Here is a 17,337-nt window from a genome sequence, read left to right as displayed (position 1 = left end):
ATTACCAAATCTCTTACGGTGGAAACAACCGGGAATCCGCCTCGATTGGGAAGGAACGGTCATGACCGAGCATCAAGGCAAACAGGCACTGGAGGGCATTCGCGTGCTTGACTTCACCCAGATGATGCTGGGGCCGCTGTGCACGCAGACGCTGGCCGATCTGGGCGCCGACGTCATCAAGATCGAGCGCCCCGGCAAGGGCGAATGGATGCGCTCCATGCCGATGATCGGTCAGCTTGTCGGCGGCGACAGCGCCGCATTTCATTCCTTCAACCGCAACAAACGGTCCGTGACGGTCGATCTGAAGAGCCCGGAAGGGCGGGACGCGCTGATCGAAATGGCCAGCCATTGCGACGTCGTGGTCGAGAATTTCCGGTCCGGTGTGATGGACCGCCTCGGACTGGGTTATGACGACTTCAGTGCCGCCAATCCCAGGATCATATATGCCTCGGGTTCGGGCTGGGGCGCCGGCAGCTACCTGGCTGAGAAGGGCTGGCCGGGCCAGGATCTGCTTGTACAGGCCATGAGCGGCGTGATGTTCAATACCGGAAGGGCGGGCGACCCGCCGACAGCCTGTGGCACGCCGATCGCCGATTTTGCCGCCAGCCAGGCGCTCGCCATCGGTATCCTGGGAGCCCTTTTGGCCCGCGACAGGCACGGCGTCGGCCAGAAGGTCGAAACGAACCTCTATTCGGCGACGCTCAATCTGATGGGGCAGGAGAACTTCGCCGTTCTCAACCAGGGCATCGAACTCAACCGCTCCGAAGCCGGCGTTGCCTCGTGCTGGAACGACGCGCCCTACGGTGCCTGCCCGACTGCCGACGGATGGATCGCCATCGCCATGTGCCCGCTGGAGACGCTGGCTGAACTCCTTGGCGACGAGGGGCTGGCGGACCTCGATCCCTGGTCGCAGCGCGACGAAACCAAGCAGCGGATCGATGCCGGCACATCGAAAAGGACCACCGCTGAACTGATGGAGATTTTCGAGGCCGCCGATGTCTGGGCGGCCCCGATACGCAACTCAAAGGAGGCGCTCGACGAACTGGTCGCGCTCGATTCGCCCCGTCTTGTCGAAATGGATCATCCGAAGGCCGGAAAGATCAAGGCAATTGCCAATCCGATCACCATGAGCGGAACGCCGGTGTCGCTGCGCTTCGTGCCGCCACAGGTGGGCGAGCACACCGATGAAGTGCTTGGGGAAATGCTGGGGAGCGAGGTGGTCGAAAAGCTGCGCGCGGCAGGAGCACTGTAATGGCCGAGGAACGTCTGCATCCTCATCTGGCGCTTGAACGCAGGGGCGCCGTCGAGGTGTTGCGCATAGACCGGGAAGAGTCTCTCGGCGCACTGAATTTTGAGATCATGGAGGCAATCGGTGCGTTTGCTACAGACCTCGCCGCCCGGAAGGAGGCTGTCCGGGCGCTCGTTGTCACCGGAACGGGGCGCGGCTTCGTCGCCGGCGCCGACATTGCCGGATATCATGGTGTCGGGCAGACTGTGTTCGATGATTTCCAGCGCCGCTCGCGCCAGACATTCGACGCCATAGCGGCATTGCCGCAGATCACCATCTGCGCGGTCAACGGCTATGCGCTGGGCGGGGGATTCGAACTGGCGATGTGCTGCGACTTCATCCTCGTCAACGAGAAGACGAAATTGGGACTGCCGGAAATCAAGCTCGGCCTCTTGCCCGGCGGTGGCGGAACCCAGCGCCTGCCGCGTCTTGTAGGGCCGATGCGGGCCAAGGAGATGCTGCTCACCGGCCGCATGATCACGGCGCAGGAGGCGGTTGACTACGGCGCCGCGCTCGAATGCTGCGCGCCGGACGAACTGATGGGCCGTGCCCTCGTACTCGCCGAGACGCTGGCAGCCCAGGCACCGATTGCCCTGGCGGAGGGCAAACGCGTAATCGATGATGGTCTCGACACCGCGCTTTCCGCGGGGCTGACTTTCGAACAGCGCGTGCTTGGCGGGCTTTTCGCCACGCAGGACGGCAAGGAGGGCATCGCTGCCTTTCTGGAAAAACGCGATCCGGAATTCAAAGGGCGTTGAAGGAGAAACAATGAGTCAATCTGTCATCAGCTATCAGTCGGGTCCATTCGCAACGGTGTCGATGGGCCTGCCGGGCGATCACGAGGGCAAGACCGCGACGCGCGTCTTTTTCGTCCGCGGCGCGGACAGGATCGCGTTGATCGACAGCGGGCTCTACGGCGGCCTGCCGGCCCTGGAGCAGGCTTTCGACGAGCTTGGCATCGACCGCGGGGATCTGGATCTGCTGCTGCTGACCCACGAACACATGGATCATGTGGGCAACAATGGCTGGCTGAAGGCCGAGACCGGCTGCATGATCCTCGGCCATCCGGGACGGGCGGACCGGGTGGCCGACAACATGCTCAATGCCAAGGCGATCGTGCACGCCTTTCCGGAGGGCGAGCAATTCGACCTTAACGCGGAATATCTCGACTGGATGGGGCCGACCGAGGGACCGATCGACGAATTCATCCGCGACGGAGAACTGATCGATCTCGGCGGCGGCGTGGTTCTGGAGACGGTCGAGGTGCTCGGACATTCGATGGCCGAGGTCGGTTTCTTCGAGCATTCCACGAGGACGCTGGTCATCGCCGATCCGCTGCTGCCGCCATTCAATCCGGTGCTCTATCTTTACGAGGACCCGAACGTGATGCGGGCGACCTTCGACAAGATCGAGAATTTCCTGACGGAGCGTGACGTCCAGGCCGTCCTCTTTGCCCATGACGAGGTGAAAAACGCATCCGAGACGAAGGAACTGGTCGACGATTGCCGCCGGCGGGTGGACCAGGTCGAACGTTCCATGACCACCCACATCAAGGCAAATCCTGGCATCACATTTGCCGAGCTGCGCGACAAATGCTGTGATGACCAGGACATGGTGCGCGAATGGCGTGCCTTGGTCTCGATCGATGCCAGCCTGAAGGACTTCGCGGCCAAGGGGCTGGCCAGGAAGGAAGGCGACGGCTGGTATTATGTCGGATAAGCAACTGCCGGTTTGCGCGGTGCTCGGCGCCGGCACAATGGGCGCGCAGATTGCGCTTTCCCTTGCACTCGGGGGTGCGCGGGTAAGGCTTTGGGGACGCCGGAAGGAGAGCCTCGCCGACGCTGAAGCGCGCATGGGTGAGGCATTCGATTTTCTCGCGGCGGCAGGGCTCGCCGACGCTGGCTCAAAGCCGGACGTGCAGGCCCGAATATCGACCACCGACAACCTGGGTGACGCGGTTGCCGGTGCCGGTTTCGTCATCGAGGCCGTTGCCGAGGAATTGGCCATAAAACAAAGCCTCCTGCGGGCGGCCGAGGAACTGTCGGCGTCCGATGCCGTTCTCTCCTCCACCACGTCGGCCCTGAGCGCGACGGCGCTGCAAACGGCGTTGGGGCGGCCGCGGAACTTCTGCGTCGCGCATTACGCGCAGCCCGCCCATCTCGTGAAGCTTGTAGAGATCGTTCCGGGCAAGGACTCGGGACAAGCGGCGATAGACCTCACAACGCAACTGATGCGCGACAGCGGCAAGACCCCGGTCCTGTGCCCCGACATACCGGGTTTCCTGTGGGCACGTATCCAGCATGCGGTGCTGCGGGAATTCGCGTCGCTGGTGGGCAGGGGACTGGTCACGCCGGAGGCCTGCGACACGATATTGAAGGAAGGCTATGCCGCACGGCTCCCAGCCATGGGCGCCTTCGAGCACGCAGATCTCGCCGGTCTCGACCTGATGAACGGCGCCGCCGCCAAGGCCGTATGGGCGGACCTTTCCAACGTGTCGGACCCGGCGGAGACGCCCGTCGGCGCGTTGTTCGCCGAGGGGCACACCGGCATGCGCGGCGGCAAGGGATTCTACGACTGGTCGGAGCGCGACCCCGAAGAGTTCAAACGCCAGCGCGACGAGGAAATCGTGCGCCGGGTCAAAATCCAGGCCGGCGGCGAGGTGAAACTCGACCGGTAGAACATCACGCGGACGGCTTGATCAGAACCTTGCCCACGGCCTCCCCGGAGGCCATCAATTCGCAAGCGGCGAGCGTCTCCGCTACGCCGAACCGGCCGGCGACAAGGCTGTCGAAATCGACATCTCCCGATTCAATCAGGTCAACCGCGTCGTCGAACTCGCGGGTGAACAGAATTGAGCCGGTCGAGGTGATTTCCTTGAGCGCGTTGAGGTGCAGATTGATCGGCACGTCGGTCGGCTGGATCAGCGACAGCACGGCAACGACCCCCTGTTTACGCGCGGCGTCCAGCGCCTGGTTGTAGCCGTGCGGCGAACCGCTGGCCTCGATCACCACGTCATAACGGTTTGACAGTTCTGTGAGATCGTCCCGGCCGATAACATATCCCTTGCTTGCGCCGACGGCGCGCGCGGCGTCGATGGCACCCTGTTTGAGGTCGGTCACGTGGATCTGTGCGCCCCTGGCCCTGCAGCCGACGACCGCAAGGAGGCCCATCGGCCCGCAACCGGTCACCAGTACTTTCGTTTGCCGGTCGACGCCGGCGCGGTTGACGCAGTGCATGGCGCAAGCCAGAGGCTCGGCGAAAGTCAGGTGATCCGGATCGACCCCTTTGGACACGGTTCGGCAGCACCGGGCCGGAAAATCGAAATAGTTCCGAAAGAAGCCGTCAATATGCGGCTTGGTGGTGGCGGAGCCCGGAAACCGTTTGTCCGGGCACATGTTGATGTCGCCGCTGCGGCACTTTTCACATGTCCCGCATTCGATCACCGGATTGATGGCGACCAGTGCGCCCGCCGCAAACCCGTGACCGTTCGCATCCTCCACATAGGCGCAGGCCTCGTGGCCGAGCGTCACCGGATAATCGAGCGTGAAGCCGGCATTGGCGAAGTGGCGGAAATAATGCATGTCCGTACCGCAGATACTGGCCGTGGCGAGGCGCAGACGCATGTGATCCGGGGCTATCTCGCCAGGCAGGTCGGCCTCTTCAATGGCGATCGACCGGGCGGCTGTGAGGAGGGATCGGGTATAGCCCATTGCTCAGAACCCGACGGAAAACCCGCCGTCGACGGGCAGAACGACGCCGCTTACATGCGCGGCCTGGCCGGACGACAGAAAATAGACGGCGTTGGCGACGTCTTCGGGTAGTCCGAACTTGCCGCCCGGGATGCGCCCTTCGATCTTGGCGCGCCTTGCCGGGTCCTTCTCGAGGATCGCGCGGGTCATGTCGGTGTCGATAAAGCCCGGCGCGACCGCATTGCACCGTATGCCGTAGGGGGCGGCATCGACGGCGATCGACCGGGTCAGGCCGATGACCGCCGTCTTGGCGGTGACGTAGGCGGCCGCCGAGGGCAGGGCCAAAAGCCCGCCCATGGACGAGATATTGACGATTGCCCCGCCTTTCTCCTTCTGCAGTTCGACATAGCGTCCGCAGGCGGCGAACATGGCCTTGACGTTCAGGTCCAGCACCGTTTCCAGTTCGTCGCCCTTCACGTCCCATGCAGGCTTCTTGAGGTGGGCGCCGGCATTGTTCACGAGTATGTCGATACCGCCGGCCTCCGATGAAATCCGGTCGAGATAACCCACATCTCTCCAGTCGCTGAGATCGTGCGGATGAAAGACAACATCTCCCTCGAGCGTTGCAATTTCGCCCTCGCTTCGCGAGACCACATAAACGCGGAGGCCTTCGTCGAGGAACTTCTTCGTCTGGGCGAGGCCAAGACCCTTGTTGCCGCCGGTGACGATTGCCGTCTTCATTGTTCTTCCCCCCGGGCCCGATGGTGGCGATAGAGTTTGTTGATGGTTTCCAGGAATGCGGATTCATCCAGATCCTTGATGAAGAAATCCGGGAAGACCTCGCAGAGATCGTCAATGAACCCGAGGAACCAGACATCGCGCGGACGGGTCCAGGCATTTTCCATCGTGTGCAGGCCGCCGGAAAGAAAGCCGGCGTAATCGGGATCAGAACCCTTTTTGCGCCACGTCTGCAAATGCGCCGGCTGGCCTTCGTTTTCGAGATAGATTCCCGACTGGACGGCCTCGGAAGTGATCCAGCGGGCGAAATCGACGGCCCGGTCCAATTCGGTAGTCTTTGCCGACACACCGATGCCGGCGCCGCCGAGGATGCCTCTCTTCACGGAGCTTCCCCTGAAGCTCGGCAGATCGGTGTATTCGAGCCGGTTGGGCTTAAAGCCGGGCCGGGCATAGTTGATATAGCCGAAGAGACAGGGCGAATAGGCAAATTCGTCGGTCGCCGCCATCGCCTCCAGGACCTTGATCGGATTCCAGGACACGGCTTCCGAGGGGCCGAGCCTGTACAGCGCCTTGAGCACCTTGAGGGCCAGCGTCCCACAGTCTTTCGATGCAAAGGCGTCTTCCGAATAGGGCAGGTCCTCTTCGCCCTGTCCGGCGGCCAGCGTCATGAACATGCAGCATGAATCGACGGGCAGGAGGGCGGTGACCAACCGGTAGTCCTTCGGCCCGGCATTGAGGGTGGCCTCCCAGTCGGGCAATACGACGCGGCACAGATCCGGGCGTTTGACCGCCATCTGGCAAGCGGCGTCGACGGGATAGGCCCAGAGTTTTTCTCGCCAGACATAGCTTTCGAGACTGCCGCCGAGCGAACACTGGTCCGCGTCATCCGGAAACGGCAGCGCATGCAGGCACGCCGAGTCAGCTATCTGGCCGACATGCGGATGATCAAGGACAATCAGATCGTAGTCATCCGCCAGCTTCGAAATGGAGGCATCGGCGAAGGCCTGCAGGCTGCGGCGATCCCATGAGATGGAAATGCCGTGTTCCTTTTCATAGCGCGCGGAGGCGGCTTCGAGGCCTGTGTATCCGCGCGGGTGGTCCCATGTCATGCCTTTGAGCATTCGAACGCCTGAGCTGTTGTTGATCATCTCGAATGCGTTTCAATATACACCGAATTTCTTGATGGTAAAGCGATTTACCAACTGGCATTGTATGCCGGGCAGCACCGCCTTGCATCAGGGTTTCTGCCTGGTCTACGACGCGCGCTGAGAGACGGTGTAGTCACCCCATGGCATGGGTTGCCGGCAATTGAGGGCGGGCCGCCCAAGTCACCCGCGCGGTCGAAACGGCTGGGCGAGGGAAACCGGAAAATCCAGAGCCATGGCCTTGCGGTTTTGCGAAATCAGCACGAGAACCACGATGGTGGCGAGATAGGGTAGAGCGGACAGGACCTCGGACGGGACCGACACGCCCATTGCCTGGCCTTGCAGCTGCAATATGGTCATGCCGCCGAACAACCAGGCGCCGATCATGACGCGCAGCGGCCGCCAGGCGGCGAAAACCACCAGCGCAAGCGATATCCAGCCGCGCCCGGCCGTCATGTTCTCCACCCACAGCGGCGTGTAGACCAGCGACAGATAGGCACCGCCGAGACCGGCCATGGCGCCGCCGAACATCACGGCCAGATAGCGTATCTTGATGACCGGATATCCGATGGCGTGGGCGGAGTCCGGGCTTTCACCGATGGCGCGCAGGGCAAGGCCGGCCTTCGTCCTGTACAGGAACCAAGTGACCAGCGCGAACATGACGAAGGAGAAATAGACGAGCGGATCGAACTGGAAGAGCATCGGTCCGATCACCGGAATGTCCGAGAGCACCGGAAAATGCAGCGGCTGGATCGCCTCCACCGGTGTGCTGCCGAAACCGCGGCCGACAAAGGCCGACACGCCGGTGCCGAAAATAGCCAGCGCCAGCCCGGCCGCATACTGATTGGTCATGAAAGTCAGCGCCAGCACGCCGAACAGCAAGGACACCACAGCACCGGACAGCACGGCGGTCAACAGGGCAACAGGCATCGAAAGCCCGGCGAAATGCGCCCAGACTCCAAATGCTGCGCCGACCAGCATCATCCCCTCGATGCCGAGGTTCAGGACGCCTGATTTTTCAACGACAAGTTCGCCAAGGGCGGCAAAAACGAGAGGCGTCGCCGCAACAATCGTCGCCACGAAGATCGAGATAAACAGCTCCATCAGTGGGCCCTCACTGCAATTGCGCGAATGCGGAAGTTGATCAGGAAGTTGCTGGCCAGCAGGAAGAACAGCAGCATTCCCTGGAAGATGAGCGCGATGGAGGACGGCAGGCCGAGGGACAATTGCACGGTTTCGCCGCCCAGGTAGAGTAGCGACAGAAGCAGTCCGCCAAGGACGATGCCGAAGGCATTCAGCCGGCCGATGAAGGCGACGATAATCGCCGCGAAGCCGTATCCGGGGGAAATCTGCGACGACAATTGCCCGAGCGGTCCGGATACTTCGGTCATGCCGGCCAGGCCCGCGGTCGCACCCGATACCAGCAATCCGACCCAGATCGAGGACGAACTCTTGAAGCCCGCAAAACGCGCCGCTGCCGGCGCCACGCCACCAACAGCCATCTTGTAGCCGAGGAAGCTGCGCTCCATGAACAGCCAGGCCAGAATTACGGCGACAACGGTAAAGAATATCGAGGTGTTGAGGCGGTATGAATAATCAAAGACCTCGAACATGCCGGCATAGGGAAGCAGCGCCGTCTGCGGGAAGTTGAAGCCGTCGGGATCGCGCCAGGGGCCGTGCACCAGATAGGACAGGATCAGCGTCGCCACATAGGTCAGCATGAGCGTCACCAGGATCTCGTTGGTGTTCATCCTGGCCTTGAGGAACGCCGGGATAGCGGCCCAGGCGGCGCCGGCAAGCATGCCGCAGACCACCATGAGCGGCAGAAGGAAGATGCTTTCCTGGAACGGCGAGAACAGACCGACACCGGCCGCGGCGATCGCGCCCATGATCAGTTGGCCCTCTGCCCCGATGTTCCAGACATTCGCCCTGAAGGCGACCGCAAGGCCGCAGGCGATCAGTATCAGCGGCGAAGCCTTGAGCAGCCATTCTGAAATGCCGTTCATCGTCGTCAGCGGCTGGACGAAGAACGTATAGAGCGTCACGAACGGATTGAGACCGAGCGACAGAAAGAAAAGGGAGCTGATGACGACGGTCAGGCCGGTCGCAATCAGCGGTGCCGCGAGAGCCATCTTGCGCGAGGGTTCCTGGCGGGCCTCCACTTTAAACAGCATATTTCATATCCTCCGCGCGCTGTTCGGCGTCCTGATCCCTCGAACCGGTCGCGGCCATAAGCAGCCCGATCTCCTCGACATTGGTCTCGGAGCGGTTGAGCGATTGCGACAGCGCGCCATTGCTGATGACGTAGAGCCGGTCGCAGATCTCGAACAACTCCTCAAGCTCCTCGGAAATGACGATGACGGCCCGGCCGCTGCGGCTGAGGTCGATGAGGGTCTGGCGAACATATGCCGCGGCGCCGACGTCGACCCCCCAGGTGGGTTGCGATACCAGCAGCACCTTGGGCGAGAGCTCGATCTCGCGTCCCATGATGAATTTCTGAAGATTGCCGCCAGACAGGCCGTGTGCCTTGGCGTCGGGGCCATGGGCCTTGACGCTGTACTTGTCGATGACCTGCATGGTGAAATCCCGGGCCTTGTTGCGGTCCGCCATGCCGTGTTTCACCATGCCCTTGCGATGCGCCGTCAACAGCGCGTTCTCGGACAATTCGTACGGAGGGACGGCACCGCGTCCGAGCCGCTCCTCGGGAACGAAACCAAGGCCCAGGTCGCGCCTGCGGCCGGCGTCCAGATGACCGACCGGACGGCCCTCCAGGACAATGTCCTCGGCAGCGCTGGCAATGCGCTCGCCGCTGATTGCGGCGGCCAGCTCACCCTGACCGTTGCCGGACACACCAGCGATACCCACGATTTCTCCGCCATAGGCTTCAAGCCTGATGGACGTCAAACTGGTGCCCACATGGCTTTCGGAGGCCATGTTGAGGTTGTCGACGCTGAGAAGCGGCGCGGTGCTCAACTCGGATGGCTGGAGCAGCATTTCAGGCAGGTCGCTGCCGACCATCATGCGCGCCAGGTCCGCGGAGGTGGTGGTGCGTGGATCCGTTTCACCGGTCACCCTGCCGCCGCGCAGCACGGTCGCCGAATGACACAGCTCGCGCACCTCGTCCAGTTTGTGGCTTATGTAGAGAATGCTGCATCCCTCGTCGGAGAGTTTGCGCAGCGTTTCGAACAATTTGCGGACGGCCTGCGGCGTCAGGACCGATGTGGGCTCATCGAGGATGAGCAACTTGGGCTGGCGCAGGAGGCAGCGCACGATCTCCACCCTTTGGCGTTCGCCGACGGACAGGGATAGGACCAGCCGGTCCGGGTCAATGGGAAGCCCGTATTTCTCGGAAACCTCCCGCACCTTCACGGCAAGGCCCTTCAGGTCCATGCGGCCCGGCATCGACAGTGCGATGTTCTCGACGACCGTGATGGATTCGAACAGCGCGAAGTGCTGATAGACCATTTCGATGCCCAGTTCCCGTGAGACGGCGGGTCCGTGTTCGGGCACCTCCCGGCCGTCACACAGAATCTGGCCGCCGTCAGCCGGAGTGGCTCCGTAGATGATCTTCATCAGCGTGCTTTTGCCGGCTCCGTTCTCACCCAGAACGGCGTGGATTTCGCCGGGCAGTACGGAGAGCGAGATATCATCATTTGCAAGAACGCCTGGGTACGACTTGCTGATGCCACGAAGTTGCAGGCGTGGAGTCATAGCGCGGTTGCCTTTGTCTGGACGGTGCCGCCCGAGCCGGACTTGCCGGCCCGGGCGAATTGCGTGATCTTGCGGAACTAACCGAGGTTGCCGATCACACCTTCAACGAACCAGTCAAAGCTGCGAATGTCGCCATCCGACAGGACGCCGCCCGCTTCGACCCTCACACCGCCGCCCTGATCCTTCAGCTCGCCCGCGAATGGGTGCAGCGTTCCGGCGATGATCTCGTCCTGCGCCTTTTGCGCGGCGCTGACGGCTTCGCCCGGCAGATCCGCGTTGAAAGGCGACATGCGAACGACGCCGTCCGACAGTCCCTGCCAGCGTTCCGTGGATTGCCAGGTGCCGGCGGCGACATCCTTGGCGGCCTGAACGTAGACCGGCGCCCAGTTCAGGGTGAAGGCGGTCAGATGCTTGCCATTGCCGAAGTTCGCCATGTCGCTGGCATAGCCCACCGACCAGACATCGTTCTCGCCGGCGACCTGGACGCCGGTGGCCGTGTCGGTCATGGAGCAGATCACATCGCAACCCTGCGAGACCAGCGTCTTGGCCGCCTCCTTCTCCTTGCCCGGATCGAACCAGGAGTTCAGGAAGATGACGTTGCAGGTGGTGTCCGGGTTAACGCTCTGCGCACCGCGCAGCAGCGCGTTTGCCGGTCCGACGATGTCGGGTATCGGGAACCCGCCGATGAATCCGATCTTGGCGGACTTCGACACATGGCCAGCGAGCACGCCGGCCACATAGCAGCCTTCAAAATACTTGGCCTCGAAGGTGCCGAGGTTTTTCAGATGCTTGATGCCGGAACAGTGCTCGAAAGCCACCTTGGGGAAGCGCGGCGCGACTTTCTGCATCGGGGTTCCGTGCGAGAAGCTGGTCCCGAAAATCAGGTGATTGCCCGAGGCGGCCAGTTCGCGAAAGACGCGTTCGGCATCCTGGGGGCGGAATATGTTGTCGATGACGGTTACCTCGACATTGTCGCCGAATTCCTCCTGGATGGCTTCGATGCCGAGACTGTGCTGTTTGGTCCATCCGATCTCGGAGACTGGCGATACGTAGACCGCTCCGACTTTCAATACATCCGCGGCTTGTCCGATGGACGGCAGACCGGACAGTCCGGCCGCCAGACCCGCTGCCGAGCCGTATTTCAGCACATCTCTTCTGGTTACGCGTTTCATTGTCTCTCTCCCTCATGTTTCGCGTTTTTCTTGTTTGTTGGCTCCCTTGTCGGGTGCGGTGCGCGATTTCGCGTGGTCCTCCTCAGCTTGTTGCATTCACCGGGGTTTTCGCATCGTTGACGTAAGGCTCCAGGGCTTCATGAACACTCATCGATTGCTCGGTGTTCTCGCCCATCAGGTAGCCCTTGACGACATTGCGATGGTGGGTGTCGATCAGCTCCTGCGCCTTGGCGACCCGCCCCGCCTCCAGCAGGTCGATGATTTCGGAATGGTCGTGCAGCAGGCCGCAATAGTCGAAGCGGCTGTCCACCAGCGACCTCAACAGCGCCGTGCGCCGTATCAGCTGCGCATGCATTTCCTGAACCACGGTGTTGCGGGACAGCTTCACCAGGATGACGTGAAAATGCGAGCCGAGCTGATCCGCCAGTTCGTCATTGCCTTCTTCGACCGCCTTGTGCTGCAGCTCCACGTGATGCCGCAACTCGCTCCACCCCCGCTGGTCGAGGCGTCCCGAGAGCTGTGCAGCGACGCCCTGTTCCAGCATGGTCAGCGCGTCGTAGATTTCCATGGCCTCGCGGTGGCTCGGCCGCGATACGAAAGCGCCGCGGTGCCGTTCCACGGTGACAAGCCCGTCATCGGCGAGGCGGATCAGCGCCTGCCTGACGACGGCCCGGCTCACGTTGAACACATCCGCAAGCGCCTGCTCGCTCAGCTTGCAGCCGGGCGTCAGCCTTCGATTGATGATGGCTCTGGTGATTACCTTGGATATCTCATCCGAACGGTTACCCATCGCAATGGTACTACCTTCTGATCATATCTCTTAAGGGTACGAGCCCCAAAAACTGCCGGTATTGCGCATCCCGCAATCCCGCACCAAAAAACTAACGCGACCACCGGCAAATAACTATCAAGGAAAAATTGAAAGTCTTTCCTTTTGAGATTGGTATGCAATCTTTCCCATTTTGCCTACCATAAAAACAAAAATGCATAACGCATATAAATAACAGGGGATCACACTATGACGTGCCACGACCGGATTCTTCTCGATGACTGGCATGTGGTGGCAGACCTGGAACACCTCAGGCAACATAGCCGCCAATCTGCCGAACTCTTTGAACAGCAACTCGATATCAACCTGCGCGCAGACGGAAGCGCCGAGGTCAGGCACAAGGAAACGGGTCGTGTCCTGCCCAGTCAGATCAAATACGGGTTCGTATGGGTTTGCGTCGGCACCCCGTCGCGCGACATCATCGAGATCCCCGAAGCGGGCGAGGCGGATCGCTATGTCGTAAGCGGCGGTTCGTTCCCGGTAAGGGCGTCCGGACTTCGGGTTGTCGAGAACTTTCTCGATATGGGGCATTTTCCCTTCGTGCACACCGGCTGGCTTGGCGAGGAGCCGCATACGGAAGTCGCGCCCTATCAGGTCGAGTTGACGCCGGACGACGAGATCATCGCGACCGAATGCTATTTCTATCAGCCGGTAGCATCGCCAACGGCGGAGGGCGGCATCGAGGTCGAGTACAAGTACCGCGTATATCGCCCCTATATCGTGTCGCTCTACAAGACCAACCCGGCCTATCCGGACCGCAAGGACTACATCGTCCTGTTCATTCAGCCGGTCGGGCCGGAAGACTGCGTCGTTCACAACATGCTGTGTTATCTGAAGGAGGGCATGAACGAGCCGGATATCCGCTGGTTCATGCAGTTGATATTCGCGCAGGACAAACCGATCCTGGAAAACCAGCTGCCGAAGCGGCTGCCTCTGGATCCGCGCGCCGAGACGCCGATCCGCGCCGACAAAGTCGCAATCCTTTACCGCAGATGGCTTCGTGACCATTGCGTCAGCTACGGCGCCATTCCCGCCGCCTAGCACAAAACTTCACGGGAGGAAAAAGCTTGTCTCGTTTCACCTGCAAGGACCCGGTCGTACTGGATCTGTGGCACGCGATCGCATCCGCCGACGAAGCGGTTGACGGTGCCATTTCAACGACGGTGCTGCTGGAAGATCCAGTCGCGTTCACCAGAAGCGAAACCGGGGACCCTGTCGTCTGGACCTATCCCGCGCGGACGGAACCGGAGCTGCCGGCCGACCCGGCCGACCACCTGCCGGTGCTGGAGCGCTATGGATATGTCTGGACCTCATTCGGCACGCCGCCCCCGGACCTTTTTCCGATCCCTGAATATGGCGAGAAGGACCGGCGGAACATCCACGCCGCCACGTTCGGCGTCAACGTTTCGGCGCCGAGGGCGATCGAGAATTTCCTCGATATGGGGCACTTTCCCTATGTGCATACCGACATTCTCGGGGCCGAGCCGCATACGGAGGTCAGGGAATACGAGGTCGAGATTTCCGAGGAGCGCGACGAGATCGTCGCGACGAACTGCAAGTTCTTTCAGCCGATGGCGGCGGCCGCCTCCAGCGGCGGCACCGATGTCGACTATATCTACAGGGTCCCGCATCCCTATTGTTCGGTTCTTTACAAATCCAGTCCGCTGGACGAGAGCCGCTTTGATGTCATCGCCGTCTTCGTGCAGCCGGTCGATCAGGAGCATGTGCGGGCGCACATGATGCTGACACTGCTTGACGAAACGAGCGAAGACACCGCCATCCGCCTGTTCCAGCAAACGATTTTCGGCCAGGACAAGCCGATCCTGGAAAACCAGTATCCCAAGCGCCTTCCGCTGGATCCGCGTGCCGAGACACCCATTCGCGCCGATAAATCCGCCATCGCTTACCGCAGGTGGCTGACAAAGAAAGGGATTACCTACGGTGTGATCCCGGCAGCGGCGTGACCCGGAATTCGACAGGAAAATCAGATGACCACCGACATGCACAGCCATTGGTATCCGATCGCATCGAGCTCGGACCTGCCGAAACGCCATGTATATCAGGCAAAGCTCCTGGGACGCGAATTTGCCGTCTGGCGCGCCGATGACGGCTACGTCAATGTTTGGGAGAACCGCTGCCTGCACCGGGGGGTGCGCCTTTCGATCGGGATCAATGACGGCAAGGAGCTGAAGTGCCAGTATCACGGCTGGCGATACGCCAACCGCACGGCCGGCTGCACCTACATCCCCGCCCATCCGGCCGATGCGCCGGCCCGCACGATCTGCAACCACCGCTATCCAACGCAGGAAGTGCATGGCCTTGTCTGGGCCGGCGAGACGGCATCCGGTGAACTTCCGGACATGGAGGGTTTTGATGAGGTTACTGTCCTGCGGCCCGTACCCGTCAATGCGCCACGGGAACTGGTCGCCCAGGAATTGCGGCACTACGTTTTCGCCGAAGGCTGTACCAGCCGTGAGGAGGCGGACGGCTCGGTGATCGTTACCGCGGCCGGCGGCCCTTCTGTGCGCCTTTTCGTCCAACCGTGCGACAGCAATCACTCGGTCATTCGCGGCCTGCTCGACCAGGCTTCGGAGGGTGCCGAACGTGTAGCGATACTGAAGCACCATAACTGGTTGCTGGAGGAGTTGCGCAGTCGCATCGAAGCCGCAGCCGCCTCAATGGAGACACCCGAGCCGATGGTCGTGACCATTGCCAAAGTGTCCGAGGACCTGGTCGATATCCCGCCGGCCAGCGAAGACGGCCGGCAGGCCGAGCTTCGCGTCCAGGTGACCGAGAAGGCGATGACGGCCGAGGGCATTGTCAGCCTGCGGCTGGAGGCGTTGAAGGGGCCGTTGCCCACCTTCCAGCCGGGCGCCCATATCGATGTGCACCTGCAGAACGGCCTGGTGCGCCAGTACTCGTTGACCAATGGTCCCGGCGAGACCGATCACTACACGATCGGCGTCAAGCGCGAGCCGGACAGCAGAGGCGGATCGGTCGCCATCCATGACGGCGTCGCCAAGGGCGATGTCCTGGCGATTTCGGCGCCGCGCAACAATTTTCCGCTTCGCCGTGACGCCACCCACACGGTTTTCGTCGCGGGCGGCATCGGCGTGACGCCACTGCTGTCCATGGCACGCACGCTGAACAGCCAGGGACTGGGGTTCGAGTTCCACTATTTCGTTCAGTCCGGAGCCCACGTCGCCTTCAATCAAGCCTTCGGCGAAATGGGCGATGCGGTGACCATTCACGAAGGGCTCTCGCCCGGCGAGACGGGCGACACCTTGCGCGATGTCCTCAAGTCCCCGGGTCGTGCCCGCCATGTCTATATCTGCGGTCCCGGCCCGATGCTCGAGGCGACACGGCAGATCGCCGCCGATGCCGGCTGGGCCGACGAAGCCATCCATTTCGAATACTTCAAGAACACGACGGAACGCGACGACAGCTCCAGCTTCGAGATCGATCTTGCGCGCTCGGCGATGACCCTGACGGTGCCGTCTGGCAAGACAATTCTGGACGTGCTGCGCGAGGCCGGCATCAACATGTCGAGTTCCTGCGAACAGGGCGCGTGCGGAACCTGCCGCTGTGGCGTCATCGAGGGCGAAATCCTGCATCAGGACGTTTATCTGAGCCCCAAAGAAAAAGCGGAAGGCAAGTCCATCATGACCTGCGTTTCGCGTGCCGCATCCGATCGGCTCATCCTGGATATCTGAGGTCCGCCATGATCAGACTTTACGACTACGAACTTTCGGGTAACTGCTACAAGCTGCGCCTGCTGATGTCCTTTCTCGGCGTGGAATACGAGTCGGAACTCGTCGACTTCTATCCCGGCAATCGGCACAAATCGGAAGCGTTCCGGAAAATCAACCCGCTCGGGCAGTTGCCCGTCATCGACGATGACGGTCTCGTCCTCAGGGACGCGCAGGCAATCCTCGTCTATCTTGCTTCGAAATACGACGGGTCGGGCAAGTGGTATCCGCGGGACAATCCCGATCTGCTCGGCCAGGTTTCCCAGTGGCTTGCCTTTGCCGACGCAATCACGGCCACCGCCTCGGCGGCGCGTTTGCATGACGCGCTGTTCTACACCCACATCGATGTTGGCGCCTGCCGAGCCGGTGCCCATCGCCTGTTCCGCATCCTCGATGAGCACCTTTTCTTTGCAGAGGAGGCCGGACAGGACTGGATATGTCCGGGCGATCACCCGACGATCGCCGACATCGCCTGTTTCCCCTACATCATCCTGTCCGAGGAGGGCGGAATATCCCGCATGGACTATCCCGCTATCCGCCGCTGGTGCGACCGTTTCAAGCGCATTCCGGGCTTTACGGTGATGTCCGGTGTATTCCCGGCCGGACCCGCCGCGGATGAAGACAGCAAACTGGCATCGTAACAGCTGATCAAGACGTTGGTCAGCGACCACAGCACCCGGCAGATCCAACCAGCAAACTCCTCTGCCGGGTGCTGTTTCCAATAACAGTCTGAAGGATACTCCCATGCGCACCAGAGCAGCCGTTGCCGTCGAAGCCGGCCAACCACTCGAAATCATGGAGGTGAACCTGGAAGGTCCGCGAAGGGGCGAGGTACTTGTCGAGATCAAGGCAACCGGTCTTTGCCACACCGACGAGTTCACCCGTTCCGGCGCCGAGGGGATGTCCCGTTCTCTGTTGAAAAAGGAACGGGCAGCGTTGCGGTTTCATGATTAGGCGGCCTGCGCCATGTCGTCAACCTGGTTGCTGTCGCCCGATCCTGCGCCATGTCTGTGGAG

16 protein-coding genes and 1 pseudogene are annotated in these 17,337 nt (G+C 61.6%); 9 read left to right on the top strand and 8 right to left on the bottom strand.

All coding sequences use genetic code 11. From position 1 onward, the window contains the following. Window positions 1–61 precede the first annotated feature (61 nt). Genes E4M07_RS27260 through E4M07_RS27245 form a run of 4 tightly spaced genes read left to right on the top strand, consistent with a single transcriptional unit; the run spans window position 62 to window position 3,965 of the window. Window positions 62–1,252 (top strand): CoA transferase, encoded by a 1,191-nt coding sequence (locus E4M07_RS27260; RefSeq protein ID WP_136661574.1) that lies wholly within the window; start codon window positions 62–64, stop codon window positions 1,250–1,252. Beyond that, window positions 1,252–2,046, top strand: a complete 795-nt coding sequence (locus E4M07_RS27255; protein WP_136661573.1) for an enoyl-CoA hydratase-related protein — start codon at window positions 1,252–1,254, stop codon at window positions 2,044–2,046. The genes E4M07_RS27260 and E4M07_RS27255 overlap by 1 nt, the downstream gene beginning before the upstream one ends. Window positions 2,047–2,056: 10 nt before the next feature. After that, window positions 2,057–3,007, top strand: a complete 951-nt coding sequence (locus E4M07_RS27250; protein ID WP_206057418.1) for an MBL fold metallo-hydrolase — start codon at window positions 2,057–2,059, stop codon at window positions 3,005–3,007. Further along, window positions 2,997–3,965, top strand: coding sequence for a 3-hydroxyacyl-CoA dehydrogenase family protein (locus E4M07_RS27245; RefSeq protein WP_206057417.1), 969 nt, complete (start codon window positions 2,997–2,999; stop codon window positions 3,963–3,965). The genes E4M07_RS27250 and E4M07_RS27245 overlap by 11 nt, the downstream gene beginning before the upstream one ends. A 4-nt stretch (window positions 3,966–3,969) precedes the next feature. Here E4M07_RS27245 and E4M07_RS27240 read toward each other — a convergent pair whose 3' ends face one another. The 8 genes from E4M07_RS27240 to E4M07_RS27205 form a co-directional block, all read right to left on the bottom strand. Beyond that, complete coding sequence (locus E4M07_RS27240; RefSeq protein WP_136661572.1) at window positions 3,970–4,998, bottom strand: alcohol dehydrogenase catalytic domain-containing protein; 1,029 nt, start codon at window positions 4,996–4,998, stop codon at window positions 3,970–3,972. Window positions 4,999–5,001: 3 nt separating this feature from the next. Continuing rightward, complete coding sequence (locus E4M07_RS27235) at window positions 5,002–5,718, bottom strand: SDR family NAD(P)-dependent oxidoreductase (RefSeq protein ID WP_136661571.1); 717 nt, start codon at window positions 5,716–5,718, stop codon at window positions 5,002–5,004. Next, window positions 5,715–6,836: an extracellular solute-binding protein gene (locus E4M07_RS27230; RefSeq protein WP_169054433.1), complete on the bottom strand. Its 1,122-nt coding sequence runs from the start codon at window positions 6,834–6,836 to the stop codon at window positions 5,715–5,717. Before E4M07_RS27230 ends, E4M07_RS27235 begins: the two co-directional genes overlap by 4 nt. 207 nt (window positions 6,837–7,043) lie before the next feature. After that, window positions 7,044–7,964 carry an ABC transporter permease gene (locus E4M07_RS27225; protein WP_136661569.1) on the bottom strand — a complete coding sequence of 307 codons (921 nt, stop codon included), beginning with the start codon at window positions 7,962–7,964 and terminating at the stop codon, window positions 7,044–7,046. Further along, a complete protein-coding gene (locus E4M07_RS27220) occupies window positions 7,964–9,034 on the bottom strand; it encodes an ABC transporter permease (RefSeq protein WP_136661568.1) in 1,071 nt (356 codons plus the stop codon). The genes E4M07_RS27225 and E4M07_RS27220 overlap by 1 nt, the downstream gene beginning before the upstream one ends. After that, window positions 9,024–10,571, bottom strand: a complete 1,548-nt coding sequence (locus E4M07_RS27215) for an ABC transporter ATP-binding protein (protein WP_136661567.1) — start codon at window positions 10,569–10,571, stop codon at window positions 9,024–9,026. Before E4M07_RS27215 ends, E4M07_RS27220 begins: the two co-directional genes overlap by 11 nt. A gap of 77 nt (window positions 10,572–10,648) precedes the next feature. Next, window positions 10,649–11,743, bottom strand: coding sequence for a BMP family ABC transporter substrate-binding protein (locus E4M07_RS27210; protein WP_136661566.1), 1,095 nt, complete (start codon window positions 11,741–11,743; stop codon window positions 10,649–10,651). 82 nt (window positions 11,744–11,825) lie between these two features. Continuing rightward, window positions 11,826–12,533: a GntR family transcriptional regulator gene (locus E4M07_RS27205; RefSeq protein ID WP_136661565.1), complete on the bottom strand. Its 708-nt coding sequence runs from the start codon at window positions 12,531–12,533 to the stop codon at window positions 11,826–11,828. Between the two features lie 228 nt (window positions 12,534–12,761). Here E4M07_RS27205 and E4M07_RS27200 point away from each other — a divergent pair, with 228 nt between their 5' ends. The 5 genes and pseudogenes from E4M07_RS27200 to E4M07_RS27180 all read left to right on the top strand — a co-directional run. Beyond that, window positions 12,762–13,613, top strand: coding sequence for an aromatic ring-hydroxylating dioxygenase subunit alpha (locus tag E4M07_RS27200; RefSeq protein WP_136661564.1), 852 nt, complete (start codon window positions 12,762–12,764; stop codon window positions 13,611–13,613). A gap of 26 nt (window positions 13,614–13,639) precedes the next feature. Then, window positions 13,640–14,536 (top strand): aromatic ring-hydroxylating dioxygenase subunit alpha, encoded by an 897-nt coding sequence (locus E4M07_RS27195; RefSeq protein WP_136661563.1) that lies wholly within the window; start codon window positions 13,640–13,642, stop codon window positions 14,534–14,536. Window positions 14,537–14,560: 24 nt separating this feature from the next. Further along, window positions 14,561–16,285 carry a Rieske 2Fe-2S domain-containing protein gene (locus tag E4M07_RS27190; protein ID WP_136661562.1) on the top strand — a complete coding sequence of 575 codons (1,725 nt, stop codon included), beginning with the start codon at window positions 14,561–14,563 and terminating at the stop codon, window positions 16,283–16,285. A gap of 8 nt (window positions 16,286–16,293) precedes the next feature. Beyond that, entirely contained in the window at window positions 16,294–16,962 is a 669-nt protein-coding gene (locus E4M07_RS27185; RefSeq protein ID WP_136661561.1) for a glutathione S-transferase family protein, read from the top strand. A gap of 103 nt (window positions 16,963–17,065) precedes the next feature. Beyond that, window positions 17,066–17,239 (top strand): annotated as a pseudogene (locus tag E4M07_RS27180) (S-(hydroxymethyl)glutathione dehydrogenase); the annotation flags it as partial. Window positions 17,240–17,337: the final 98 nt, after the last annotated feature.

This window comes from Nitratireductor sp. XY-223 (assembly GCF_004959855.1).
Taxonomy (GTDB): domain Bacteria; phylum Pseudomonadota; class Alphaproteobacteria; order Rhizobiales; family Rhizobiaceae; genus Hoeflea_A.
This window is presented reverse-complemented; position numbering and strand designations above follow the sequence as displayed.

Coding starts and splice junctions, on each gene's coding strand:
- E4M07_RS27260 (WP_136661574.1), top strand. CDS start 62: ATGACCGAGCATCAAGGCAAACAGGCACTGGAGGGCATTCGCGTGCTT.
- E4M07_RS27205 (WP_136661565.1), bottom strand. CDS start 12,533: ATGGGTAACCGTTCGGATGAGATATCCAAGGTAATCACCAGAGCCATC.
- E4M07_RS27240 (WP_136661572.1), bottom strand. CDS start 4,998: ATGGGCTATACCCGATCCCTCCTCACAGCCGCCCGGTCGATCGCCATT.
- E4M07_RS27220 (WP_136661568.1), bottom strand. CDS start 9,034: ATGCTGTTTAAAGTGGAGGCCCGCCAGGAACCCTCGCGCAAGATGGCT.
- E4M07_RS27225 (WP_136661569.1), bottom strand. CDS start 7,964: ATGGAGCTGTTTATCTCGATCTTCGTGGCGACGATTGTTGCGGCGACG.
- E4M07_RS27245 (WP_206057417.1), top strand. CDS start 2,997: ATGTCGGATAAGCAACTGCCGGTTTGCGCGGTGCTCGGCGCCGGCACA.
- E4M07_RS27235 (WP_136661571.1), bottom strand. CDS start 5,718: ATGAAGACGGCAATCGTCACCGGCGGCAACAAGGGTCTTGGCCTCGCC.
- E4M07_RS27190 (WP_136661562.1), top strand. CDS start 14,561: ATGACCACCGACATGCACAGCCATTGGTATCCGATCGCATCGAGCTCG.
- E4M07_RS27250 (WP_206057418.1), top strand. CDS start 2,057: ATGAGTCAATCTGTCATCAGCTATCAGTCGGGTCCATTCGCAACGGTG.
- E4M07_RS27200 (WP_136661564.1), top strand. CDS start 12,762: ATGACGTGCCACGACCGGATTCTTCTCGATGACTGGCATGTGGTGGCA.
- E4M07_RS27185 (WP_136661561.1), top strand. CDS start 16,294: ATGATCAGACTTTACGACTACGAACTTTCGGGTAACTGCTACAAGCTG.
- E4M07_RS27210 (WP_136661566.1), bottom strand. CDS start 11,743: ATGAAACGCGTAACCAGAAGAGATGTGCTGAAATACGGCTCGGCAGCG.
- E4M07_RS27215 (WP_136661567.1), bottom strand. CDS start 10,571: ATGACTCCACGCCTGCAACTTCGTGGCATCAGCAAGTCGTACCCAGGC.
- E4M07_RS27230 (WP_169054433.1), bottom strand. CDS start 6,836: ATGCTCAAAGGCATGACATGGGACCACCCGCGCGGATACACAGGCCTC.
- E4M07_RS27255 (WP_136661573.1), top strand. CDS start 1,252: ATGGCCGAGGAACGTCTGCATCCTCATCTGGCGCTTGAACGCAGGGGC.